Here is a 25,192-nt window from a genome sequence, read left to right on the forward strand (position 1 = left end):
TTGATAAAGTTGTTTGTTTGGTAAATATTGAAATACGCTTTTTTTGAATGAATGTTATGAAAATCAAAATACAACATTTTCTCTTTCTTATCGCAGGCTTTTTTCTCTGTTCAATGGTCTCATTTGGTCAGGAAAAAAATGCAATGCGTAAAATACATTATGCGCCAGAAGGAAATAGTTTTGTATTGAAAAATGGAACACGAAAATTCAATCGCGCTTTGTATGGTTCTAATACTGGTTTTAGGGTTGAGAGCGGAGATTTACCCGAATTTGCCATGTACATGCCGGGAATGGGCGGGAATTTCAAACTCGGAATTGTAAACGGAAAAGAAAGCAAATGGATTACCGAAGCCTCTAAAATTGATACCAGATACATTTTGGGAACTATGAAGTATGTAATTGAAGATGCTCTTTTAGGAAACGGAAAATTATTTGTTGATGTAGTTGCCCTGAAAGAAAAAGAAGGGTTCATCGTCAAAGTATATGGTAAAAATATTTCTAAAAACAGCAATTTAATATGGGCTTTTGGTGGTGCAACTGGTAAGAAATTCAGTCGTGATGGCGATATCGGAGCTGATCCGGAATCGGTATTTTACTTGCAGCCGAATTACTGTGTCAACAATAAATATACAATTCAAAAACAATCTTTTTTGTTGGAATATGGTTCTGAAAACAACAAACAGAAAACGGGAAACAACAGAAGTCTGGTTGGATTTTTTCCAGAATCTTCAACACATATAGCGGATGCCAATCAGCAGAAAACACCTTTAGAATTGTTTAATTCCACTGCGGAAACATTGCCGGTTATTACAGGGAAAATAAATGCAATTACTGAAAAAAGCAGCTATTGGCTTTTGGCCACTGAAGATCTTAAAATGGATGTTTCACAAAAAGGCCTGGCAGCACTTTATGACAAATCAGTCCAGCAAACACAGGTTTTGGCCAGTAGAGTGAAAGTTGTAACTCCGGATCCTTATATCAATACTTTGGGTGCAGCGCTCTCGATTGCTTCTGACGGAATCTGGGAAAGCCCCGCATATCTTCATGGAGCAATTGCATGGAGAATGTACCTGAACGCGTGGCGTGGCGCGTATACTGCCGATCCATTGGGGTGGCACGATCGCGCAAAATCACATTTTGAAAGTTATAGTAAATCGCAGGTTACAAGTCCGGAAAATGGACCGGTTGTTTTTGATGAAGAAAAGAATTTAGCACGCCAGAAAGAAGAAATCGGAACCTCAATGTTCAGCAGTGGATACATTAGCCGAAATCCGAATAAAAATACCGTCGCACATCATTACGATATGAATTTGGTTTTTATCGATCAGATGTTGCGTCATTTTAAATGGACCGGTGATACCGCTTTTATGAAAGAAATGTGGCCAACGATTCAGCGGCATTTGAATTGGGAAAAACGAAATTTTGATGCAGACGGCGACGGACTCTATGATGCATATGCGTCTATTTGGGCGAGCGATGCCCTGCAGTATAGCGGTGGCGGCGTAATTCATTCTTCTGCCTATAATTATTACGCCAATAAAACAGTTGCAGAAACGGCAAAGAAAATAAACGAAGATGCAGCACCTTTTTCAAAAGAAGCCGATAAAATTTTAAAAGCAACAAATAACCAGCTTTGGATTCCCAATAAAGGAATTTTTGCCGAATATAAAGACGCACTCGGAAACCGATTATTGCATGACACGCCTGGCATTTGGAGCATTTACCACACGATAGATTCGGAGCTGTCCAACCCGTTTGAAAGTTATCAAATGTTGGGTTATGTCGATAATCAGATTCCGCATATCCCGATTTCGGCTGAAGGGTTGGACAAAAAAGACCTTTATGTAATCAGCACTACCAATTGGCAGCCCTATACATGGTCGATTAATAATGTGGCTTTGGCCGAACAATTGCATACGGCATTGGCTTTCTGGCAAGGCGGTAAAAGTGAAGAAGCGTACAAAATGTGGGAAAGTGTGTTGATTGAAAGTATGTATTTGGGTGCGTCTCCGGGAGGTTTTGAACAGCTGTTATATCAGGACGCCATTCGCGGTGAATTGTATCGTGATTTTGCGGACCCAATCGGGATGGCGTCACGTACTTTAGTGGAAGGATTGTACGGAATCCAGCCAGATGCGCTTGCTGGAATTTTAACAATTAAACCCGGTTTTCCTTTAAAATGGAAGGAAGCTTCTTTAGAAATTCCGGATATTTCTTTTTCTTTCAAAAGAGAAAATAAAAAAGATACGTACCGAATCGAGAATCGTTTAACATCAAAAATGAATTTAAAATTGATTCTAAAGGCATCTTTTGATGCAATAGAAACTATCAGAGTAAATGGAAAAGAAGTGAATTGGAAGGCAATTCCGGAAAGTATTGGAACTCCAGGAATCAGTATTGAAGCGCCATACAATTCAGTTTATGAGGTGATCGTTAATTGGAAAGGAAATATTTTAGAAGAATTAAAATCGGAAACAGGTTATACTTCGGGTGAAATACTAAATCTTACGGCTTCAAAAGCTAAAATTGTTTCTGTTAATGATCCGCAATCGGTTTTAAGTGAAATTTCAAAAACAGCTAATTCGCTTAAAGCGAAAATGAATGGCGAAGGTCATAAAACTTTTTTTATTGAATTGAAACAAGGTGAATTATCATGGTGGAATCCCATTGATTTGAATATTAAAGCTCAGGAGAAATCCAATAAAAAAGAGACGAATTGGGATGTGCCTTTGGATCAATCAACACGATTTGAAACCGTTTCGCTTTCATCCTTTTTCAATTCAAAAGTAACCGATATTTTCAATTACGAATATTTGTCCCCAAGACCAAAAACAGCAACCTTACAATTACCAAAACAAGGAATCGGAAACTGGTGTTATCCAAATGTATCGGTAAGAGTTGATGATTCAGGCTTACGCCAAAAAGCAAAAGCAAATGGGCAAATTACAACGCCAAACGAAATTCCGTTTCAAACGCCTTCTGATGAAAATCTGAAGAATATTATTTTCACTTCCATGTGGGATAATTTCCCGGAAAGTATTTCTATTCCGCTTGACGGAAAAGCTTCACACGCTTATTTTATGCTTGCAGGAACAACAAACCCAATGCAAAGCCGAATGGTAAACGGTGAAATTAAAGTGGAATATACAGATGGGACATCAGAAGTTTTACCATTAAAAAATCCGGAAAACTGGTGGCCGATTGAACAGGATTATTTTGTAGACGGATTAGCCTTTACAACAGATGCTCCAAAACCTCCAAGAGTATATTTTAAATCAGGAGAAATTTCGAGGGATTTTAAGGATTTTAAAACGATTAAAGGATTTTCAAATTACGGAGTTGATGGCGGTGCAGGAACGATTTTGGAATTGCCGTTGAATAAAAATAAAACTCTAAAGAATCTTACTTTGAGAACTATTGCAAATGATGTGGTGATTGGTTTGATGAGTGTGACTTTAATTAGATGATGTGGCAATGAGATAATGCGTCAATTAGATAATTGTGCAAACTAAAGTTGAAAAATGCTCCGGAGGAGCAATATGTTTATAGAATAGAATTAACCCCAAGATTTAAGCCCCATCGGGGCGACATATTTAACCAAATTACAGGCAAATGAAAAAATATCAATTGATTATTACGGCATTATTTTCCTTGTCGTTGTCGGCACAAAAAATAGACAGAAAAGCTTTGGTAACCAGACATAACGTTCAAATTACGGCCATTGATACTTTGGCTTCTTTGACTGTCGGGAACGGTGCTTTTGCTTTTACCGTTGATGCTACCGGATTGCAGACATTTCCAAAGAAATACCAAAACGGAATTCCGCTTGGAACACAGTCCGAGTGGGGGTGGGACAGCTATAAAAATACCAAAGGCTATAAATTCTCAGAGACTTTACGTGATTACAAACAGTACGGCAGAGATATTTCGTACACGGTTCAAATTAAAGAACCAGCAAGAAAAGTGGAAGCAGTGAACTGGTTCAGGCAAAATCCGCATTTATTGCAGTTGGGGAATTTAGGTTTTGAAATCACCAGGAAAGATGGAACTCTGGCAAAACCGGAAGACATCAAAGCGATTTCTCAAAAATTGAATTTATGGACAGGGGAAATCGAAAGTTATTTTGAAGTCGAAGGAACCCCGGTTACAGTTGTTACCGCTTCACATCAGGAAAAAGATGCGATTGGCGTAAAAGTAAAATCGGATTTATTGCAGCAAAAAAGGTTAAAAATCAGTTTGAGAATTCCGTTTCCAACAGGGGACTGGGCGGATATGGGAACAAAATGGGAAGGGAAGGACAATTACAAAAGCACATTGGTTGAAAAATCAAAAACCGAAGCCGTTGTAGCCCATGTGATGGATAGTATTTCATACAATATCAATTTAAATTGGAAAGGAAATGCACAAATTAAAAAGACTGCAGATCATTATTTTGTGATTGAAGCATCAAATACCAACACTTTAGAGGTCAGTTGTCTTTTTGCTTTAGCAGATAAAAAATCGGCAACAAATTCTTCTTTTGCAGATATTGAAAACAGCAGTATAAAAGGCTGGGAGCAGTTTTGGAAAAGCGGTGCAGCTGTAGATTTTTCTGGGAGTACAGACAAACGTGCACCCGAATTAGAGCGAAGAGTTATACTCTCGCAATATTTGACAAAAGTACAATGTACAGGAAAAGTTCCGCCACAGGAAACGGGTTTAACCTATAACAGCTGGTACGGAAAGCCGCACTTAGAAATGCATTGGTGGCATGGGGTTCATTTTGCACTTTGGAGCAGACCGGAATTATTAGAGAAAAGCCTTCCGTGGTATCAAAAGGTTTTTGACAAAGCCAAAAATATTGCCAAAAGGCAAGGTTTTGAAGGTGCAAGATGGCAAAAAATGACAGATCCTGACGGGAATGAAAGTCCGTCTTCTGTAGGTTCATTTTTAATTTGGCAACAACCTCATTTTATTACATATGCCGAATTAATGTACCGTGACAAACCAACAACGGCTATTTTAAATTTATATAGCGAAAGAGTTTTTGCAACAGCAGATTTCATGGCTTCGTTTGCCAATTACGATGCTAAAAAGGATCGCTATGTTTTAGGGCCAGGCGTTATTCCGGCGCAGGAAAGATTTAAGGCCATGGAAACCTTTAACCCAACATACGAATTAGCGTATTGGAACTGGGCTCTAAAAACAGCCATCGCATGGAAGAAAAAATTAAACCAAAAAGTACCGGAAAAGTGGGAAACGGTTTTGGCTAAATTATCTCCTTTACCAGTCGCTGATCAGGTTTATCTGGCGACAGAAAGTGCCACAGATTCGTATACCAATCCGGAATTCAAAACCGATCATCCATCAGTATTAGGAACTTTCGGAATGCTTCCGGAAACTTCTCTTTTAGACAAAAAAATCATGAAAAACACGTTTGATCTGGTTTGGAAAACATGGTCATGGGATAAAACATGGGGTTGGGATTTTCCAATGACAGCGATGTCTGCAGCACGTTTGAACATGCCGGATAAAGCAATTGATGCTTTATTTATGAATGTTACCACCAATACGTATTTGAAAAACGGACACAATTATCAGGCGGAAAGACTGACTTTATATCTTCCCGGAAACGGAGGATTATTAACCGCCGTTGCCATGATGTGCGCGGGCTGGGACGGAACTACAGAAGAAAATCCAGGTTTCCCAAAAGATGGTAGCTGGAAAGTGAAAAGCGAAGGATTTAAGAAAATGTTTTGATAAAGAATTGGCACGCGGATGACACGGATTTAGGCGGATTAGTACTTATATGGCTTAACTGCAAAGTCCGCAAAGAATATCAAAATAAAATCCGTGACAATCCGCCTAAATCCGTGTCATGCGTGTTCCATTACAATCCCATAAAAAAATCAATTATGAAAAATAGAATTCTATTATTGCTATTATTTTTCTCCTGTTCCATTTTTGCACAGCGACAAATGGAAAACTTAGACCGTGGCATTATTGCCGTTAAAGACAAAGGTCAGTTTTTTATAGGTTGGCGTGTTCTGGGAACCGATTCTGATGATCTGGCTTTTAATTTGTACCGAAAAAGTGGTACTAAAAAAGCAACCAAATTAAATGACAAGCCGATTTCAGGCGCGACCAATTTTGTAGATACCAAAGCAAATCCGCAGGAAGAAAATACCTGGTTTGTCAAAACAGTTTTAAACGGAAAAGAAACGGAAACAAAAGGAAGTTTTACGATTCCTCCTTCTAGTCCGGATAAAGATTATTTATCAATTGTCCTAAAACCAGTTGAAGGATATATTCCGAATGATCTTTCGGTGGGCGATTTGGATGGTGATGGGAGATATGATTTAATTGTGCATATGACCGGAAAAAGTCTGGATAATTCTTTTAAAGGAATCACAGATCCACCAATATTTCAGGCGTATACTTTAGATGGAAAATTTCTGTGGCAGATTAGCTTAGGAAAAAACATTCGCGAAGGCGCCCATTATACCCAATTTATGGTGTATGATTTAGATGGCGACGGAATATCTGAATTTGTATGTAAAACGGCAGACGGAACTACGGACAGTCAAAATAATGTCGTAGGAGATGCTTCAAAAGACTGGGTAGACAGAGATCCGAATTCTGCTGTTTGTGGTAAAATTTTAAAAGGCCCGGAATATCTTTCGGTTTTTGATGGCAGAACCGGAAAACTCATTACAACTGTAGATTATATCGCAGAGCGTGGCGATCTTGGAGGCTGGGGCGGACATGGCGGAAGCGGTGGAAATGATACCAAAGGAAATAGAATTGATCGTTTTACAGCCTGTATTGCCTATTTAGACGGCATTCACCCGAGTGTTGTTATGTGTCGGGGTTATTATGGAAGAACGGTTTTAGCGGCCTGGGATTTTAAAAATGGCAAACTGACTTCAAGATGGGTTTTCGATAGTAAAGATGCTGAGAATCCGTATTCCGGAATGGGAAATCACGGACTATCTGTGGCTGATGTGGATAAGGACGGAAAAGATGAAATTGTCTACGGATCCATGTGTGTTGATGATAATGGGCAAGGTTTGTATACAACAGGTTTCAGACATGGCGACGCTTTGCATGTTACGGATCTTGATTTGGATGTTCCGGGTTTAGAAGTTTTTGGAATACATGAAATCGAGAACGGAACAACAGGACCGGGAGTAACATTCTTTTCAGCCGCTGATGGAAAAGTTTTGTTTACTGCTTCTCTAAATGAAGATGTCGGGCGAGGTGTTGCAGACAATATCGACCCGACCAGAAAAGGGGCGCAATGCTGGTGGTCAGGTTCTCCGGACTTACATGATATGAAAGGAAATGTAATCGGAAAAGCACCAACATCAACTAATTTCTTAATTTATTGGGATGGCGATACTTCAAGAGAGCTTCTGAATTCAAATTATATAGATAAATATAATGCCGGCAGGTTATTTACCGCCACAGGAGCCGCATCAAATAACGGAACAAAATCAACACCGGCACTTTCTGCAGATATTTTAGGAGACTGGCGTGAAGAATTAATTCTGAGATCGGAAGACAATAAAGAATTAAGAATCTATTCGACAACAATACCAACTGAGCTAAGACAATATACGCTAATGCACGACCCACAATACAGGCTAAGTATTGCCTGGCAAAATGTAGGTTACAATCAGCCTCCGCATACGAGTTTTTATATGGGTAAAGACATGAAACCGGCACCTAAGCCGAATATAGTTTTAATGAAAAAATAATCTGCCACGAAGGCACAAAGACACTAAGATTTATGTTCAAAAAAAAAAGCAGAGTCGAAAAGTAAAGTGCTTAAAACTTAAACTTTGCGACTCTGCGTCTTTGCGAGATTTAAAAGAAAAAACTTAGTGTCTTTGTGGCAAAACCCCTAAATCGAATTCCGATCAATAAAATTAAAAGGCACTTTTACCGATCCTTTCTCCTTATTCAAAATCATTCGGCCGGCAGTTTCTCCCATTACATTAAAATCGGTTGACATTACCGTGATACCAAGCAATTCTTTTAAAGGCGTATCATTATAGGAGATAACGCCAATATCTTTTCCTAATTCATATTCTTCATCCCTGATTTGTTTCATCAAATTCACCAAATCCGATTCTTCAATAGTAATAAACAAATCGCCTTTTTTAAGGATCATATCATCATACACTTCATCCAGGATTTCAAAATTTATTTCGTATTCTACACAAAACTTTCTGAATCCGTGTAAGATGCGGCGTGGGTAAGGATAAACTGCTTTCTCGGGATAAACTAAAATGAGCTTTTTATATTTTTTTATTTTCGAAAGTCCTTCTTTTAGGGCGTTGTAAATATCGTTTTCAAAATCCTGATAAATTTTGATGATCTCGCCATCCATATTAAGCTTGATGTTATCCATAATGACCAGCTTTTCCCTTGGAATTTTTTGAATGGCTTTTACAACATCGTCTGTAAAACTTAAATGTTTCAGTTCATCCGTTTTAAAATGCGTTGTAATTACATAATAATCGTATGCTCCTTCAAACTTATCAAGTAAATTCAAAAACAGTGTTTCGTCGCAGTGGTAAATATGTAAATCGGTATGAGCATTGGCACCAACAGTATCAATAAATGAGTTGTAGGTTTTCATTTTGTATGCACTGAGTTTATTAAACAGGAATAATATGTTTACTTTAGATTCCAGTTTGGTTCGGGTAATATAATAACCTTTCCCTCTGATAGAAGAAATGATTTTTCGTTCCTTTAATATGTTATACGCCTTTTCAACCGTATCGCGAGACATATAGAACTCTTCACTAAAGCTGTTTATAGAAGGTATTTTTTGATTTATCTTCAAATTTCCGTTAGCAATATTTTGCAGGATAGAGTCTACAATCTGTTTGTATTTAGGAACCCTTGAATCTTCATCGATTTTAATAAGTTTAATCATTTTGTAAGTCTTGCAAATTATGTTTTAGATAAAAGCGTAACATAATTCTGAATTATAATTTGTATTAAAAGCTGAATTCGAAAAAACTTCTGAACATCATTTTTTGCTGCTTTTTCGATAAAAGTATCCAATTAAATAAGGTAATACTTTCATATTTGGGTGATTTGCTTATTTAAAGGCTAATTGCAGGTATAACAATTGCGAAATCGATTGCTAAAATAGAAATTTTAAATTTATTTACCGACTATAAATGCGTTCTTCTTTGCAATATTATTCGGTTTTAACATAAATGCAAATCATAAAGGATAGTACAGGATAGTTTTGTTTTCTACATTCTCTTATTTTACAAAACGAGATTAACTATCACAAATAACCACAAACAAAAACAATAAATGGAATCATTATTAGGAATCATTTTTCACTCCATTGGAGGATTTTCTTCAGGGAGCTTTTATATGCCATTCAAAAAAGTTAAAGATTGGGCTTGGGAAAGCTACTGGATCGTAGGAGGGTTTTTCTCCTGGTTAATTGTACCACCCATTGCAGCTTATTTAACGATTCCACATTTTACCGAAGTTATCGCTGCGGCGTCGCCAACAATAAAAGCTTTTACCTATACAATGGGATTAATTTGGGGAATTGGCGGACTAACTTACGGGTTAGGTGTTCGTTACCTTGGAATGTCTCTTGGTAATTCTATTATTTTGGGATTTTGTTCTGCTTTTGGAGCTTTGGTGCCTTCTATTTATTATGATATATATCCTACTGAAGGAAAAATTTCATTTTCTCATATGCTTTCAAATCCAGGTGGACAACTGGTTCTATTAGGAGTTGTAGTTTGCCTTTTGGGAATTGCCATTTCCGGTAAAGCAGGGATTTTGAAAGAAAAAGATTTTGCAACAGGACATGAAGATAAGGACAAAGAGTTCAGTCTTGTAAAAGGGCTTATCATTGCGGTGATCTCAGGTATTTTGAGTTCATTTTTCAACTTCGGTATTGAAGCCGGAAAACCAATGGCTGAAGCTGCTATTGTATCGGGTTGCAATCCATTATTCCAGAATAACGTTACCTACATCGTTTTGCTTTGGGGCGGACTTACAACCAATTTTATTTGGTGTATGTACCTTAATTTCAAAAACAAAACTTTCGGAGATTATACCAATACAGCAACTCCAATTACTAAAAATGTTCTCTTTTCTGCCCTTGCCGGAACCATGTGGTTTTTGCAGTTTTTCTTCTACGGAATGGGAGAGAGCAAATTAGGAAACGGAGCAAGCTCATGGATTCTGCATATGGCAACAATTATCCTTACCGCAAATTTCTGGGGATTCTATCTGAAAGAATGGTCAGGAGTGTCGAAAAAGACCTTCAGAACTTTTTTATGGGGAATCGGATTAATTATGCTTTCGATCGTATTGGTCGGAATCGGAAATTCATTATAAGAAAACAAATAACCAACCAATTATAACCAATGTCGAATATAAATACAAAATTGAATTTTAAGCATGTAAGCTACCTGTGGGATGAGTCTAAGGCAGCCGCTTTGGCAGGAGATGAAGTAGCGCTTTTCATTTATCGTTCCAACCTTTTGGGAGCTGATTTGCGATTAACCAATTACGGAGGAGGAAATACTTCAGTTAAGATCACGGACAAGGATCCGTTAACGGGAGAAAGCTCAGAGGTAATGTGGATCAAGGGTTCCGGAGGAGATATCGGAACACTTACAAAATCAGGTTGTGCGGCACTTTATTTAGAGAGACTTCGTAATCTGGAGAACGTTTACAGGGGCATTGAATTCGAAGATGAAATGGTGGAACTTTTCAACCACTGTATTTTCGATCTGGCTTCAAAAGCGCCGTCTATCGATACACCTTTGCACGGATTTTTACCCTTCAAACATATTGACCACCTGCATCCTGATGCGGCTATTGCCATCGCGGCGGCTAAAGACGGGGCAAAAATCACCGAGGAATTATTCAATGGTGAAATAGGCTGGGTAGGCTGGCAGCGTCCTGGTTTCGATCTTGGATTGCAGCTAAGAGCCTGTTTGGAAGAAGCAGAGAAAAAAGGAAAAAAATTAAGAGGTATTATGTTAGGCTCTCACGGTTTATTTACCTGGGGAGACACTTCGTATGAGAGTTACATCAACACCCTTGAAGTGATCGAGAAATGTGCAACATATCTTGAGAACAACTACGGAAAAAAACGTCCTGTTTTTGGAGGACAAAAAATAGAAAGCCTTGAGCTGGACCAAAGAAGATTGAAAGCTGCAAAAATAGCTCCGATTTTGAGAGGATTCTGCTCCTCAGAGCGCCAGATGATCGGGCATTATACCGATGATGCAAGGGTTTTGGAATTCATAAACTCCAATGATCTGGAGAAACTGGCCCCGCTTGGAACCTCTTGTCCGGACCACTTTTTAAGAACCAAAATCAGTCCGCTTGTTTTGGAACTGGATCCAAACGAGGATTTATCAGATGTAGAGGCTATCAAAGCAAAATTACAGCCTGCTTTTGAAAGCTACAGAGCGATGTACAAGGATTATTACAATGCCTGCAAGAAATCAAATTCACCGGCAATGCGTGACCCAAACCCGGTGGTTATTTTATANTTTTGAAAGCTACAGAGCGATGTACAAGGATTATTACAATGCCTGCAAGAAATCAAATTCACCGGCAATGCGTGACCCAAACCCGGTGGTTATTTTATACCCGGGAGTTGGAATGTTTACTTTTGCCAAGGATAAAACCATGGCAAGACTGGCATCAGAATATTATGTGAATGCGGTGAACGTAATGAAAGGTGCAGAAGCAGTTTCAGAATATACATCCCTTCCACATCAGGAAGCTTTTGATATCGAATATTGGTTATTGGAAGAAGCAAAATTGCAAAGAATGCCAAAACCAAAAGCATTGTCTGGAAGAGTAGCCCTAATCACTGGTTCAGCCGGAGGAATTGGAAAAGCTATTGCCAAAAAGTTCGCCCAGGAAGGAGCTTGTGTCATTATCAACGATATCAATGAAGAAAGACTCGAAGAAGCAACCAAAGACTTTGTCAAGTCATTTGGAAAAGATGCTGTTTCTAGTACACTTCTAAACGTTACCGATGAGAACAGCACTGAAAAAGCACTCGACGAAGCTTGTCTTGCTTTTGGAGGCGTGGACATCGTGGTAAACAATGCCGGAATCAGTATTTCAAAATCTATTGCTGAACATACCCTTGAAGAATGGGACAGATTATATGACATTTTGGTAAAAGGACAATTTATTGTATCGAAAGCCGGAATCGAGGTAATGAGAAAACAGGGCTTTGGAGGCGATATCGTAAATATCGTATCGAAGAATGCTGTTGTTGCAGGTCCGAACAATCCCGGATATGGATCGGCCAAAGCGGCACAGGCACACTTAACGCGTCTTATGGCAGCAGAGCTTGGAGCTGATAAAATCCGTGTGAACACGGTAAATCCTGATGCTGTGATCTCAGACTCCAACATCTGGTCTGGAGGCTGGGCAGAAGGTCGTGCCAAAGCGTATGGTATTACGGTAGAAGAACTACCGGCTTACTATGCCAAGCGCACACTATTAAACGAAATCATATTGCCTGATGATATTGCCAATGCATGCTTTGCGTTTACAGGAGGATTGTTGAATAAATCAACAGGAAATGCCCTGAACGTAGACGGTGGTGTAGCAATGGGCTTCTATAGATAAAAATAGTTTTTTTTAAGTTTGTTTAAGCAAAAGTGGTTTTTTGTGAATTTAACGTCCGACAGCCCTCGGGCGTTAGATTTTTTTTTAAAGATGAAGAAATTATTAAACAAACANCAGGAGGATTGTTGAATAAATCAACAGGAAATGCCCTGAACGTAGACGGTGGTGTAGCAATGGGCTTCTATAGATAAAAATAGTTTTTTTTAAGTTTGTTTAAGCAAAAGTGGTTTTTTGTGAATTTAACGTCCGACAGCCCTCGGGCGTTAGATTTTTTTTAAAGATGAAGAAATTATTAAACAAACAAGATTGCACAAAATAGGTTAGTTAAACAGGAATTCATTACATATATTTAGCGTTGTAATTCCATTAAAAGAAAAAGAATATGTTAATTGGAGCAAACAAAATAGAATCTCACAATGATGAGTTATTAAAAAAACACCAAAATAAATTTGCTTTTACCGCATCTGAAATTGGTGAAACAGAATCAATTATTCAAAAATTAATCGATTTTCAAATCGCAATTCCATCTTGGGCTTTAGGAACAGGAGGAACCAGATTCGGGCGTTTTCCAGGTGGTGGAGAACCACGTTCTTTAGAAGAAAAAATCGAAGATGTAGGTTTGCTTCATGCTTTAAACAATGCTTCAGGAGCGATTTCATTGCACATTCCGTGGGATATTCCAACAGATCACAATGCAATCAAAGCTTTGGCAGCTGAGCATAACTTAAAGTTTGATGCTGTAAACTCTAATACTTTTCAGGATCAGTCAAGTCAGGATCACACCTATAAATTCGGATCCTTACAAAACGTAAATAAAGCAGTTCGCAAACAGGCAATTGCCCACAATATTGAAGTTATTCAACAAGGAATCGCTTTAGGGTCAGAATCGTTAACCGTTTGGTTGGCAGATGGATCTTCTTTTCCTGGACAATTAAACTTCCGCCGTGCCTATCAAAACACATTAGAAAGTTTAGAAGAAATCTACGCTGCATTGCCTTCAAACTGGAAACTATTTTTAGAATACAAATGTGCTGAACCTAACTTTTATTCCACTACAGTGGCAGATTGGGGACAATCTTATTCTTATGTCAAAAAATTAGGAGATAAAGCACAAACTTTGGTTGATTTAGGACACCATCTGCCAAATGCTAATATTGAGCAAATCGTTTCTTTATTACTCATGGAAGGAAAATTAGGTGGTTTCCACTTTAATGATTCAAAATACGGAGACGATGATTTAACTGCCGGAGCGTTGAAACCATACCAATTGTTCTTGATTTTCAATGAATTGGTTGAAGGAATGGATGCAAGAGGAATGAATCATGCTAAAGATTTAGGCTGGATGATCGATGCTTCTCATAATATTAAAGATCCATTAGAAGATCTATTACAATCAGTTGAAGCGATTATGATTGCTTATGCTCAGGCACTTTTAGTAGACAGAAAAGCATTAGAAATTGCGCAAGACGAAAATGATGTTGTAAAAGCACAGGAAATTCTGCAAAATGCTTTCCGTACCGATGTTCGCGCATTAGTTGCTGAAGCCCGTTTGCGTTCAGGTGCTGCATTAAATCCCGTTGCATTGTATCGTGGCCTTGATGTTAGAAAAAATCTAATTGGAGAAAGAGGATTAAAAACGATGGCTACAGGCTTATAAAAAATACAAAATGAATGTAGTTGCAATTTTTGATATTGGTAAGACAAACAAAAAGGTTTTTTTATTTGATGAAAATTATAGAATTGTTTGGGAAAAATCGGTGAATTTCGATGAAACGGTCGACGAAGACGGTTTTCCATGCGAGGATATTGAGTTACTCAAAAACTGGATATTTGAATGTTTATCAGAAATAAAAAATCTGACAAACTATGTTCTAAAAGCAATAAATTTCAGCACTTATGGAGCCAGTTTTGTCTATATTGATGAAGAGGGCAAAAATTTGACGCCTTTGTATAATTATCTAAAAGATTATCCGGAGGAATTAAAGCAGGAATTTTATAAAAAGTATAAAGGAGAAGAAGTTTTTGCAGTAAAAACAGCTTCTCCTGTTTTAGGAAGTCTTAATTCCGGAATGCAAATTTACAGGCTCAAAGAAGAAAGACCGGAACTTTTTGATAAGGTTAAATATTGCCTGCATTTGCCACAATATTTAAGTTTTCTTTTAACTGGCGAAGCCTATTCTGATATTACAAGTATCGGATGTCATACCAATCTTTGGAATTTTAAAAAGATGAAGTATCATAAATGGCTCAAAAAAGAAGCCATAATCGAAAAGATTCCCCCACTTCATTTTGGAAAAGACATCATCAAAAAAGAAGATGGTTTAGCTGTTGGGGTAGGATTACACGATAGTTCATCAGCCATAATTCCCTACACGATCAACTTTACAGAACCTTTTGTTTTATTATCAACAGGAACCTGGAGTATTTCTCTGAATCCCTTCAATAATAGACCTTTAACTTTCGAAGAATTAAAATACGATTGTTTGTGTTATATGCAATACACGGAGAAGCCCGTAAAGGCGGCCCGTTTGTTTTCAGGTAACGAACATGAAATACAAGCTAAAAGACTGGCAGAGCATTTTAACGTACCCTTTGATAGTTTTAAAGATATTTATTTTGATAAAAAAATCGTGTCAAACCTAAGAGCTTTAAACTTCCAGATTGTTTATCCCAAGAAATATCATTTTGATATACTGAAGGAATGTCCCTTTCAAAAAAGAGACCTCAATACTTTTAAAAGTTACGACATTGCCTATCATCAATTGATGCTTGACCTTGTTGAACAACAGGTTTTTTCTACTAATTTGGTGATTCACAATAGTCCGGTAAAGAAAATCTTTGTGGATGGAGGTTTCAGTAAAAACTCCATTTTCATGAATTTACTGGCAGAAGCTTTCCCGGATGTAGAAGTGTATGCCGCGTCTATGGCGCAGGCAAGTGCGCTAGGAGCTGCATTGGCAATCCACCAAAACTGGAATCCAAAACCGATTCAGAACGATTTAATTGATTTAAAATTTTACAAACATTAATATAATAGCTTGTTTGTATATCTTATATTAGCCACAGATTAAAGGATTAGAAAGTTTTTATTTCTCGCAGATTGCTTCGCCTGTTCGCTATCGCTCGGGTGGGGCAGATTTAATTTTGAATAATGATCTGCGCGCATCTGCTTAAATCTTTTAAATCTGCGTGAAAATATTAGCCACAGATTAAAGGATTAAAAAGATTAAAATAAATCTGCCAAATCTGAGAGAAAAAATAGTACCACATAGTTTTTCTATGTGTTTAAAAAATTAAGAATATGAAAGTTGGACTTTTTATCCCGTGCTATGTCGACCAATTTTATCCAAAAGTAGGAATTGCAACCTATGAACTTTTACAAAAATTAGGCTGCGATGTTCATTTTCCGATGGGACAAACTTGTTGTGGACAACCGATGGCTAATAGCGGATATCAACATTTAACGAAAGGCTGCGATGCTAATTTTATAGCCAATTTTGCTGGTTTTGATTATATCGTTTGCCCATCAGGAAGTTGTGTTTTACATGTAAAAGATCATTTACACGACGAAAAGAACAAAGAATTAGCATCTGAAATCCGTAAAAAAGTTTTTGAACTGACAGAGTTTATTACTGATGTTTTGAAAGTAGATCATATAGACGGAAACTTTCCTTACAGAGTCGGAATGCATAACAGTTGTCATGGACAACGTGGTTTAAAGCTTTCGCAGATGACCGAATTAAACGCGCCATTTTTCTCAAAACCCGAACAATTATTGCACAATATAAAAGGACTCGATTTGGTTTCTCTCTCCAGAAAAGATGAATGTTGCGGATTTGGAGGTACGTTCTGCGTAACCGAAGAAGCAGTTTCTGTCAAAATGGGCCAGGACCGAATTAAAGATCATGAAAACCATAATGTCGATTACATAACAGGAGGCGATATGTCGTGCCTGATGCATTTGGAAGGAATTCTGAAAAGACAAAAAAGCAACATCAAAACAATTCATATTGCCGAGATATTAAATTCACTGGAAAATTAAAAGATTTCAGCATTTACTTCTAACTCACAAAAAATGTCTTCAAAAAAAAATATAGATCACAGCCAGGCAGCAACAATTTTCAATAAAGATGTAGAGCGCGTAAACTGGCATGATGAAACGCTTTGGTTTGTTCGTGAAAAGCGTGATAAATCCGCAAATCAAATTCAGGACTGGGAACTGCTTCGTGAAACGGCTTCTCAAATCAAAAATAATGTGCTGGCCAATATGCATGATTATTTAAGTGATTTTGAAGCAAATGCCCAGAAAAACGGCATCATTGTGCATTGGGCTGCCGATGCAAAAGAACACAATGAAATTGTACATTCGATTTTGGAAAAACACGATGTAAAGCAAATGGTGAAATCAAAATCAATGCTTACAGAAGAATGTCATCTAAATGATTATTTAGCCGATAAAGGCATCGAAGTAATCGATTCGGATTTAGGAGAATACATTGTTCAGCTCCGTAAGGAACCACCGAGCCATATTGTACTTCCGGCCATTCACCTTAAAAAAGAAGATGTAAGTGAAACTTTTCACGAACATTTAGGCACCGAAAAAGGAAATTTTGATCCTCAATATTTAACCGAATCGGCAAGACGCCAGCTTCGTGATACTTTTTTAACTCGTAAAGCAGCTTTAACCGGAGTTAATTTTGCGGTTGCTGAAACAGGCGAATTTGTAGTTTGTACCAATGAAGGAAATGCAGATATGGGCGCACATTTAGCTGATGTTCATATTGCGTGTATGGGATTCGAAAAACTGATTCCGCAACGCAAACACTTAGGTGTTTTCCTGAGATTATTGGCAAGAAGTGCGACGGGACAACCGATCACTACTTTTTCAAGTCATTTTAAGAAACCAAGAGACGGAAAAGAAATTCATATTGTAATTGTCGATAACGGAAGAAGCACACAATTAGGCAGAGCCGATTTTAGAAATTCCCTGAAATGCATTCGTTGTGGCGCTTGTATGAACACTTGTCCGGTTTATAGACGTAGTGGTGGACATAGTTACCATAATGCGGTTGCAGGACCAATTGGGTCTATTTTAGCCCCTAATTTAGACATGAGCAAAAATGCCGATTTACCTTTTGCAAGTACACTTTGTGGTTCGTGCACCAATGTATGTCCGGTAAAAATTGATATTCACGACCAGTTGTACAAATGGCGCCAGGTTTTGGTAAAGGAAGGGTATACCCCAACTTCAAAAACTATTGCGATGAAAACCATGGCAACAGTTTTGGCAAACCCAACTATATTTAATCTGGCTGGAAAATCAGGAAGATTTGTGATGAAAAACATTCCGGCATTAGTCAATAATAAAATGAACAAATGGTACGATCAGCGTGAAATGCCAGCTGTTCCGGAAGAATCTTTTAGAGAATGGTATAAGAAAAATTCAAGGGAATCTAAAGCGAAAAAAGATGAGTAGTAAAGCTGAAATTTTAAATAAAATAAAACAAAGTCAGCCGAATCTTGCTGCTGAATTACCTGATTTAACGGTCTTAGGTTCAGAACAGTTTGATGTGCTGGAAATGTATAAAACGGTATTAAGAAATATTGGCGGAAATCCGATAGAAGTTGCTGATTTCAATGAAATAACATCTTATATCAAGAATAATTATCCAGTGGAGAAACGCATTATAACTACAATTCCGGAGCTTTCCGAAATCGCTGTTTTAGATTGGACAAATGACGATCCGCATTCGCTTCAAAATGTGGAATTAACGATTATAAAAGCACATTTTGGTGTAGCTGAAAATAGTGCACTATGGGTAACTGATGACATTTTAGGACAACGTGTTGCACCATTCATAACACAATATTTGGCTATTATAGTCAATAAAAAAGACCTGATTCCAACAATGCAACAAGCATATGATAGAATTGGAAACCAGGAATATGGTTTCGGAACTTTTATCGCCGGGCCTTCAAAGACTGCAGATATTGAGCAGTCATTGGTTTTGGGTGCGCATGGCGCGAGGGGACTGGTTGTTTTTTTGTTGGGATAGAAAATATTATGTTCTTATGAAAAATTGCGCAATGTCTCTGACTTTGCGCATTTTTTTTGTTTGTTAGAAATTGCGAACCCCATAAAAGTTTCCCGATTTTTTATGTGTAGTTCTTATATTGGGATGATTTTTTTTGCATTCACTAAATAACATTCTAAGAAAATTAGTTTTAAAGTCGGAGACTTTATGATGTTCTATTTTTCGATTATATTTGTTTAGAATGGCGCAAAATCAGAGACATTTGCCAGCGTACAAACACTTCGGGGAGCGGGAATTTAGTAGCATATAAGAATGAGGCTAAAATTTTTAGAAGAAAATTTTAATTTACTAAAAAATTATGAAATCAAATATTATAATCATTGTTGTGATTTTAGCACTAGCTTTTGCATGCAACAAAAAGGAAGAGGCAAAAGTTCATATTACATCTGAAAACTCTGGAACTTTTTTTAAGGAAAAATTATCTAATCAAAAATTAATGGATAGTTTAGAGAATCGTGCCCTATTTAATGGTGATACGCTAGCATATAATGAATTAAAAGGGATTTATTATATCGGTGGACAAAGAGTTACAGGATTGCTTTATTATTCTTTGATTATGTCTAATAAATATAATTATAAAAGAGCTTCCTTTGATGTGTATGATATTCTTACACATGATAAAAAAGTTTTGGATGATAAAACAAAAAAAATGGCAAATGATTACTTAAAAAAAAGCAAATGAAATTACAATGCTTTTTAGCATATAGTATTTGATTTGAATATAGCTCAACTAGAAACTATGGAGAAAATGATTAACTGTTTTAGAAATTGACATCAATTGAGATAACTACATTAAATTATAATATTTATATATGGAAAATGTAGTTACTTTTATTTTGGCTGTATTCTCGTTAATTTTTGGGTTGTATGTTTTTATTAATCCCGTAAAATTTCAAAAAAGAGAATTAAAAAGACTTGAATTTTATAAGTTTTTATTAAAATTTAAATTGACTAGTAGGTCTTATAATAAGTTATTGGAAAGAAGAAGTTCTGAAGAATACCTAAAACAACTAAAATACACTTCATTAATGTTCATATTTTTTTCAATATTATTGTTTTTAATTTTGTTATTGAAATTTTACGATTCGTTTGCTTAAACCGTAGTAATCGGGGAGTATCTTGATTATGAATATAAAATAGAAATCAGATGAAAAACAAACATTAAAAATATGATGTACGCTTATTATATAATAGGAATTGCGTTTATAATTTACACTTTAGTAGACTTTAAGAAAAAGCCAAATGATAATGTATTTAATAGATATTATAATTCCAAATATTATAGAGTTGTAATACTTCTAATATTTGGGATTTTAGCATTTATAATATCTTTGTTTGTGGAGAAAAAATAATAATAAATGTGATTTTAGTACATTTGAAATATGGATATAAATAAAAAAGACATAGCTATAAGGCGCGCGACAACTGCCGATTTACCCAAACTGGCAGAATTTCTGCAGTCTCTTGTTGCGGCAGAACGACCATTTGACCCAACACTTAAAGAAGGTGAAATATTCTATTATGATATAAAAGAATTTATATCAGATAACAAAACAGAACTTTTGGTCATTGACTATAAGAATCAAATTATTGGTTGTGGCTATGCCCAAATCCGATCAGCAAAACCATATCAAAACCATGAATTATTCGGATATCTTGGCTTCATGTATGTAAGTCCCGAATTTAGAGGAAATGGTTTGAATAATCTACTACTTGATGATCTTAAAAAATGGGTGCTGTCTCAAGGAATAACCGAGGTTAGACTCGATGTTTACTCTGAAAACGTACCAGCAATCAGAGCTTATGAAAAGGCTGGTTTTAAGCAAATATTGACAACGATGCGTTGTGATATAAGTTAAGTAAGATATTTAGGCAGCTCAATGGAACACCTTGTAGAGCGAGGTTTTTATGAAAAGCTATCGGAAGGATATCTTTAGCAACTTTTCATAAATGTATATCCTGATTGCTTAATATTGAATTATTTACTTACAGATTTAATAATTTTTTCCCTGTGGGCAAGTCCCCAGTTTACCAAAGTTTCCGTTACCGGAAGAACAGATTTTCCATATTCTGTAATCGCATAGGCCACAGTAGCAGGTTTAGTATCTTGTTCTGTTCTGCTTACCAGTAAATTGGTTTCTAGTTGCTTAAGTTCCTGGCTTAACATTTTGGCTGAAATACCGCCAATTTCGCGTTGCATCTTCTTAAAGTGAATAACCTGATGTGTTCTATTGGTTAAAAAACGCAGAATCATCAGTTTCCATTTACCCCCTAAAACGTCCAGACTATCACGCATTGCCATAAGCTCTTCAGAGCAGTTAGCCTCGCGAATAATTCCCTTATCATTAATTTTTGCCATACTAGTTTCTATCTGGTAACCGGTTACCTGGAATTAACCCATAACAAAAATAACACATAGCAGCTATACTTTTGTATAATAAAACAATAAAAATGAAAGCAATTGTATTACAGGAAAATTGGGAATTTAGGCTTGAAGATCTAGAAATTCCACAACCTGAAGCGTATCAGATTCAGGTAAAAATTATCGCTTCGGGGTTTAATCCCATTGATTATCAAATGACTGAAGACCGCTCAGAAAGAAAGCTTTTGCGTTCTTCGATTCTGGGGCGGGAGTTCTCTGGAATTGTATCAAAAATTGGCCAAAAAGTGACCAATTTCAAAGTAGGAGATCCTGTTTTCTGTGGATCCGGAAGTATGGGGTCTAACGGAACTTACGCGGAATATATTTGTATCCCCCAGGAAATTGCAATACATAAACCTGCGACTATTTCTTTTGAACAGGCCGCAGCAATTCCCTCATCAGGTCTTACGGCATTGCAGTGCTTTAACCGAATGAATGCCAATTTGTATGATTCGATATTAATTATGGGCGCCGCAGGTGGAGTAGGCAGCATGCTGGTAAAAATATTGACTGCAAATGGCTATAAAAACATTGTGGTTACCGCGGGAAATGAAAATAGTATTACTTCCTTACTTAATCTTGGTGTAAAAGCGGAAAACATCATTAATTATAGAAAAGAAGAAATCTATAAAACAGCACTTTCCTTAAATGAAAATAAAAACTTTGATTTTGTTGTGGACCTGGTAGGAGATAGTACGGCAGAAATTGGAGCCAGACTTTTAAAAACAAATGGCGTTTATGTAGATGTGACTAATCTTTCTACGCCCGAGTCGTCTGGAATTCTTTTTAGTAAAGGGGCCACAATCTTAAATATATCCAATTATGTGTATGGATTTGAAAAGCGATATGATTATTATAAAAATGGATTAAATCAATTAAGGCTACTGTTGCAGAATAAAATAATCGCTCCACCTGCCATTAAAATAGTCGGAAATTTAGAAATTTCTACCGTTACAAAGGCGCATACACTATTGCGTGAAAATAAAACACAAGGAGAAAAATTAATAATGCAAATTGCTATAATATGAAAATAATTGCAAGACTCATTCTAAGTGATAGGCCGTTTTTTTTATATACTATAGTTTGCGGTGTTAAACAGAAACAGCTCTTCACTCATTTTCTTAATAAAAAAAAGAATTGTTCAAAATACCTCCAAATAAATGATTTTTCTGCCTCTTATTTAACTAATAATTTGCTTTTTATCAACTATGATGTTTGTCATTGTTTTTGACTTATCTTTTTATTGGGATAATTTTATTTGTTAACTTTTCTATGTTTTTGAATTTTTAAATAGTTTATTTACAGTTATTTAGGTGTTAATTTTTGTAAACTTTTTAGAATCAATTTTTTTAATAGTTTATTTATTTTTAAATTTACGTTATCAAAATCACTTCTAAATTTCAGCATCATGGATAAAACACGGACCCCGAAAAGCACCAGAAAAGTTTACACTCAAAATGAAGTTATGCAGGCATCTTTGGCTTATTTCAAAGGGGATAGTCTTGCCGCTACGGTTTGGATAAGTAAATACGCACTTAAAGACTCTCAAGGAAATATTTTTGAAAAATCACCTGATGATATGCACCGTCGTATCGCCGCTGAAATTGCCAGAATTGAATCGAAATATGCAAATCCACTTTCAGAAGAGGAAGTTTTTAATCTGATAAAAGATTTTAAATATTTGGTTCCGCAGGGAAGCCCGATGACGGGAATTGGGAATCCGTTCCAGGTGGCCTCTTTATCGAATTGTTTTGTAATTGGCAATGACGATTCTGATTCCTATGGCGGAATCATGAAAATCGATCAGGAACAGGTGCAGTTAATGAAACGAAGAGGGGGAGTGGGGCATGATCTTTCGCACATTCGCCCAAAAGGTTCTCCGGTTAAAAACTCGGCCCTGAGCTCTACCGGACTGGTTCCCTTTATGGAGCGTTATTCGAATTCAACCCGCGAGGTGGCGCAAGACGGGCGCCGTGGCGCTTTAATGCTATCGGTTTCGATTAATCATCCGGATGCTTCCGATTTTATTGATGCCAAAATGGATCAGGGAAAAGTAACCGGTGCCAATGTATCGGTTCGTATTGATGATGCTTTTATGAAAGCAGTGAAGTCTGATTCGGTTTACACGCAGAAATACCCAATTTTTAGTGACAATCCGTTATATACTAAAGAAATTAAGGCTAAAGAATTGTGGGGTAAAATTATTCACAATGCCTGGAAATCGGCAGAACCTGGAATCTTGTTTTGGGACACCATCATCAATGAATCCTTGCCGGATTGTTATGCCGATTTGGGTTACAAAACATTGTCAACAAATCCGTGCGGGGAAATCCCGCTTTGCGCTTACGATTCCTGCCGTTTGCTGGCCATCAATTTACTTTCCTATGTAAAGGAACCTTTTACAAAAAAGGCTTCTTTTGATTTTGATCTCTTCAAAAAACATGTTGCAGCAGCTCAAAGGGTAATGGATGATATTATTGATTTGGAATTAGAAAAAATTGATTCTATTTTAGAAAAAATCAATGCTGATCCGGAAAATGAAGAAATAAAACGTGTAGAGAAAAATCTTTGGTTAAATATTCAACATAAAGCCAATGAAGGTCGCAGAACCGGTATCGGGATTACTGCAGAAGGCGATATGCTGGCAGCTTTAGGCCTGCGCTATGGAAGCCAAGAAGGTATTGAATTCTCAGAAAAGATTCAAAAAACATTGGCGATTGAAGCGTATCGCGGATCGGTAAATTTGGCCAGAGAACGAGGAGCTTTTGCGATTTATGATTCAGAAAGAGAAAAAAATAATCCGTTTGTACTTCGTTTAAAAGAAGCAGACAGTGAATTGTATTATCAAATGCAAGAGCACGGACGCCGCAATATTGCCTTGCTTACCATTGCGCCAACGGGAACAACGAGTTTAATGACACAAACAACATCGGGAATCGAACCTGTTTTCCTGCCAGTTTATAAACGCAGAAGAAAGGTAAACCCGAATGATAAAGACACCCGGGTTGATTTTGTGGATGAAGTGGGAGACAGCTGGGAAGAATATGTAGTTTTTCATCACCGTTTTAAAGAATGGATGTTGATAAATGGTTTTGATGTGACCAAAAATTACAGTCAGGAAGAAATGGACCAATTAGTTGAAAAATCACCTTATTATAAAGCAACAAGCAATGATATCGACTGGCTGAGCAAAGTGCGTATGCAGGGCAGAATTCAAAAATGGGTAGATCATTCTATTTCGGTTACCATTAATGTACCCAATGATACACCAGAAGAAATGGTTAATCAATTGTACATGAAAGCCTGGGAAGCGGGTTGTAAAGGGGTAACGGTTTATCGTGACGGTTCGCGTTCGGGTGTTTTGATTTCGAATTCAGAAAAAAAAGAAGAAGTTAAAGAAGTACAATTAGGCGCGTTCCCAACAAAGCGCCCACAAGTATTAGAAGCTGACGTGGTTCGTTTTCAGAACAGTAAAGACAAATGGATTGCTTTTATTGGCTTGATTGAGGGCAAACCGTATGAAATTTTCACCGGTCTTGTTGATGACGAAGACGGAATCCTGATTCCGCGTTGGGTTACGGACGGATTGATTATTAAAAATAAAAATGATGCCGGCATGACCCGTTACGACTTTCAATATAAAAATACCAGAGGTTACAAAACCACGATCGAAGGACTTTCGCATAAATTTAATCCGGAATATTGGAATTACGCCAAGCTGATTTCAAGCACTTTAAGACACGGAATGCCAATTGATAAAGTGGTAGAATTGGTAGGCAGCCTGCAACTAGACAATGAATCAATCAATACCTGGAAAAACGGTGTGGCACGCGCACTGAAGCGTTATATTGTAGATGGAACGGAAGCGCACGGGCAAAAATGCAGTAATTGTAACTCTGAAAATTTGATTTATCAGGAAGGTTGTCTGACCTGCAATGATTGTGGATCATCTAAATGTGGATAGTATTTAATTTTGAAGTCCATTATAAAAATGCCTGCATAGAATTTATGCAGGCATTTTTATACGTATAGCTTTATT

The 25,192-nt window shown here is 37.0% G+C and carries 16 protein-coding genes and 1 pseudogene; 15 read left to right on the forward strand and 2 right to left on the reverse strand.

Annotated features, from left to right (window positions below):
* Window positions 1-56 precede the first annotated feature (56 nt).
* The 3 genes from ASC72_RS16450 to ASC72_RS16460 all read left to right on the forward strand — a co-directional run bounded on the left by ASC72_RS16450 (window position 57) and on the right by ASC72_RS16460 (window position 7,739).
* The gene (locus ASC72_RS16450) at window positions 57-3,467 is read left to right on the forward strand and encodes a DUF4450 domain-containing protein (RefSeq protein WP_056193597.1); all 3,411 of its coding nucleotides are present in this window, start codon (window positions 57-59) and stop codon (window positions 3,465-3,467) included.
* Between the two features lie 145 nt (window positions 3,468-3,612).
* Complete coding sequence (locus tag ASC72_RS16455; RefSeq protein WP_056192998.1) at window positions 3,613-5,739, forward strand: hypothetical protein; 2,127 nt, start codon at window positions 3,613-3,615, stop codon at window positions 5,737-5,739.
* Window positions 5,740-5,894: 155 nt separating this feature from the next.
* Window positions 5,895-7,739, forward strand: a complete 1,845-nt coding sequence (locus tag ASC72_RS16460; protein ID WP_056193001.1) for a rhamnogalacturonan lyase — start codon at window positions 5,895-5,897, stop codon at window positions 7,737-7,739.
* Between the two features lie 146 nt (window positions 7,740-7,885).
* Here ASC72_RS16460 and ASC72_RS16465 read toward each other — a convergent pair whose 3' ends face one another.
* Window positions 7,886-8,926 (reverse strand): GntR family transcriptional regulator, encoded by a 1,041-nt coding sequence (locus ASC72_RS16465; protein WP_056193004.1) that lies wholly within the window; start codon window positions 8,924-8,926, stop codon window positions 7,886-7,888.
* Between the two features lie 392 nt (window positions 8,927-9,318).
* Here ASC72_RS16465 and rhaT point away from each other — a divergent pair, with 392 nt between their 5' ends.
* The 10 genes and pseudogenes from rhaT to ASC72_RS16515 all read left to right on the forward strand — a co-directional run bounded on the left by rhaT (window position 9,319) and on the right by ASC72_RS16515 (window position 20,590).
* Window positions 9,319-10,368 carry an L-rhamnose/proton symporter RhaT gene (rhaT, locus tag ASC72_RS16470; protein ID WP_056193007.1) on the forward strand — a complete coding sequence of 350 codons (1,050 nt, stop codon included), beginning with the start codon at window positions 9,319-9,321 and terminating at the stop codon, window positions 10,366-10,368.
* A gap of 29 nt (window positions 10,369-10,397) precedes the next feature.
* A partial coding sequence (locus tag ASC72_RS24595) for a class II aldolase (protein WP_371258465.1) occupies window positions 10,398-11,536 on the forward strand: 1,139 nt, incomplete at its 3' end.
* Window position 11,537: 1 nt separating this feature from the next.
* Window positions 11,538-12,636: pseudogene (locus tag ASC72_RS24600) on the forward strand (SDR family NAD(P)-dependent oxidoreductase); the annotation flags it as partial.
* A 382-nt stretch (window positions 12,637-13,018) separates the two neighbouring features.
* Window positions 13,019-14,293 (forward strand): TIM barrel protein, encoded by a 1,275-nt coding sequence (locus tag ASC72_RS16480; protein ID WP_056193009.1) that lies wholly within the window; start codon window positions 13,019-13,021, stop codon window positions 14,291-14,293.
* A gap of 10 nt (window positions 14,294-14,303) precedes the next feature.
* Window positions 14,304-15,665 carry an FGGY-family carbohydrate kinase gene (locus ASC72_RS16485; RefSeq protein WP_056193011.1) on the forward strand — a complete coding sequence of 454 codons (1,362 nt, stop codon included), beginning with the start codon at window positions 14,304-14,306 and terminating at the stop codon, window positions 15,663-15,665.
* 272 nt (window positions 15,666-15,937) lie between these two features.
* Window positions 15,938-16,678 (forward strand): (Fe-S)-binding protein, encoded by a 741-nt coding sequence (locus ASC72_RS16490; protein WP_056193014.1) that lies wholly within the window; start codon window positions 15,938-15,940, stop codon window positions 16,676-16,678.
* A 33-nt stretch (window positions 16,679-16,711) separates the two neighbouring features.
* Window positions 16,712-18,112 carry a lactate utilization protein B gene (locus ASC72_RS16495; protein ID WP_056193017.1) on the forward strand — a complete coding sequence of 467 codons (1,401 nt, stop codon included), beginning with the start codon at window positions 16,712-16,714 and terminating at the stop codon, window positions 18,110-18,112.
* Entirely contained in the window at window positions 18,105-18,692 is a 588-nt protein-coding gene (locus ASC72_RS16500; protein WP_056193020.1) for an LUD domain-containing protein, read from the forward strand. The genes ASC72_RS16495 and ASC72_RS16500 overlap by 8 nt, the downstream gene beginning before the upstream one ends.
* A 337-nt stretch (window positions 18,693-19,029) precedes the next feature.
* Entirely contained in the window at window positions 19,030-19,413 is a 384-nt protein-coding gene (locus tag ASC72_RS16505) for a hypothetical protein (protein WP_056193023.1), read from the forward strand.
* Between the two features lie 700 nt (window positions 19,414-20,113).
* Window positions 20,114-20,590: a GNAT family N-acetyltransferase gene (locus ASC72_RS16515; RefSeq protein WP_056193030.1), complete on the forward strand. Its 477-nt coding sequence runs from the start codon at window positions 20,114-20,116 to the stop codon at window positions 20,588-20,590.
* 119 nt (window positions 20,591-20,709) lie between these two features.
* Here the strand turns inward: ASC72_RS16515 and ASC72_RS16520 are convergent, their stop codons facing one another.
* Entirely contained in the window at window positions 20,710-21,090 is a 381-nt protein-coding gene (locus ASC72_RS16520; RefSeq protein WP_056193033.1) for a helix-turn-helix domain-containing protein, read from the reverse strand.
* A 92-nt stretch (window positions 21,091-21,182) separates the two neighbouring features.
* Between ASC72_RS16520 and ASC72_RS16525 the strand changes: the two genes are divergently transcribed.
* Entirely contained in the window at window positions 21,183-22,181 is a 999-nt protein-coding gene (locus ASC72_RS16525) for a zinc-binding alcohol dehydrogenase family protein (protein WP_056193036.1), read from the forward strand.
* A gap of 380 nt (window positions 22,182-22,561) precedes the next feature.
* Window positions 22,562-25,117 carry an adenosylcobalamin-dependent ribonucleoside-diphosphate reductase gene (locus ASC72_RS16530; RefSeq protein WP_056193039.1) on the forward strand — a complete coding sequence of 852 codons (2,556 nt, stop codon included), beginning with the start codon at window positions 22,562-22,564 and terminating at the stop codon, window positions 25,115-25,117.
* Window positions 25,118-25,192 lie beyond the last annotated feature (75 nt).

This window comes from Flavobacterium sp. Root420 (genome assembly GCF_001427905.1).
Classification (GTDB): domain Bacteria; phylum Bacteroidota; class Bacteroidia; order Flavobacteriales; family Flavobacteriaceae; genus Flavobacterium.

Bases quoted from the DNA above. Each gene is read 5' to 3' on its own strand.
- ASC72_RS16450 (WP_056193597.1), top strand. From the start codon at position 57: ATGAAAATCAAAATACAACATTTTCTCTTTCTTATCGCAGGCTTTTTT.
- ASC72_RS16455 (WP_056192998.1), top strand. From the start codon at position 3,613: ATGAAAAAATATCAATTGATTATTACGGCATTATTTTCCTTGTCGTTG.
- ASC72_RS16460 (WP_056193001.1), top strand. From the start codon at position 5,895: ATGAAAAATAGAATTCTATTATTGCTATTATTTTTCTCCTGTTCCATT.
- ASC72_RS16465 (WP_056193004.1), bottom strand. From the start codon at position 8,926: ATGATTAAACTTATTAAAATCGATGAAGATTCAAGGGTTCCTAAATAC.
- rhaT (WP_056193007.1), top strand. From the start codon at position 9,319: ATGGAATCATTATTAGGAATCATTTTTCACTCCATTGGAGGATTTTCT.
- ASC72_RS16480 (WP_056193009.1), top strand. From the start codon at position 13,019: ATGTTAATTGGAGCAAACAAAATAGAATCTCACAATGATGAGTTATTA.
- ASC72_RS16485 (WP_056193011.1), top strand. From the start codon at position 14,304: ATGAATGTAGTTGCAATTTTTGATATTGGTAAGACAAACAAAAAGGTT.
- ASC72_RS16490 (WP_056193014.1), top strand. From the start codon at position 15,938: ATGAAAGTTGGACTTTTTATCCCGTGCTATGTCGACCAATTTTATCCA.
- ASC72_RS16495 (WP_056193017.1), top strand. From the start codon at position 16,712: ATGTCTTCAAAAAAAAATATAGATCACAGCCAGGCAGCAACAATTTTC.
- ASC72_RS16500 (WP_056193020.1), top strand. From the start codon at position 18,105: ATGAGTAGTAAAGCTGAAATTTTAAATAAAATAAAACAAAGTCAGCCG.
- ASC72_RS16505 (WP_056193023.1), top strand. From the start codon at position 19,030: ATGAAATCAAATATTATAATCATTGTTGTGATTTTAGCACTAGCTTTT.
- ASC72_RS16515 (WP_056193030.1), top strand. From the start codon at position 20,114: ATGGATATAAATAAAAAAGACATAGCTATAAGGCGCGCGACAACTGCC.
- ASC72_RS16520 (WP_056193033.1), bottom strand. From the start codon at position 21,090: ATGGCAAAAATTAATGATAAGGGAATTATTCGCGAGGCTAACTGCTCT.
- ASC72_RS16525 (WP_056193036.1), top strand. From the start codon at position 21,183: ATGAAAGCAATTGTATTACAGGAAAATTGGGAATTTAGGCTTGAAGAT.
- ASC72_RS16530 (WP_056193039.1), top strand. From the start codon at position 22,562: ATGGATAAAACACGGACCCCGAAAAGCACCAGAAAAGTTTACACTCAA.